1 protein-coding gene is annotated in these 431 nt (G+C 43.9%); it reads right to left on the reverse strand.

Going from position 1 to position 431, the window contains the following annotated elements:
• A partial coding sequence (locus PL8927_RS27855) for a tetratricopeptide repeat protein (RefSeq protein ID WP_156093369.1) occupies positions 1-431 on the reverse strand: 431 nt, incomplete at both ends.

Genomic DNA, 431 nt, shown 5'->3' on the forward strand with positions numbered 1-431 from the left:
CTCCCTCACGATCTCCGATTTCCTGATAAATGGTTAAAGCCTGCTGATAATAGTCGATGGCTTGTTGATATTGCACCGAACCGTAAGCAATGCCCAAATTGACCAGAGCATTGCCTTCTCCCTCACGATCTCCGATTTCTCGTAAAATCGTTAAACCCTGCTGATAATAGTCGATGGCTTGTTGATATTGTCCCAACTGAAGGTAAACAACGCCCAAATAGACCAGAACATTGCCTTCTCCCCTACGATTTCCGATTTCCTGATAAATGGTTAAAGCCTGCTGATGATAGTCGATGGCTTGTTGATTCTGTCCCAAGCAATTGTAAGCAGTGCCCAAATAATTGAGAGCATGGCTTTCTCCCTCACGATCTCCGATTTCCTGATAAATGGTTAAAGCCTGCTGATAATAGTCGATGGCTTGTTGATATTGC

Source organism: Planktothrix serta PCC 8927, from assembly GCF_900010725.2.
GTDB lineage: Bacteria > Cyanobacteriota > Cyanobacteriia > Cyanobacteriales > Microcoleaceae > Planktothrix > Planktothrix serta.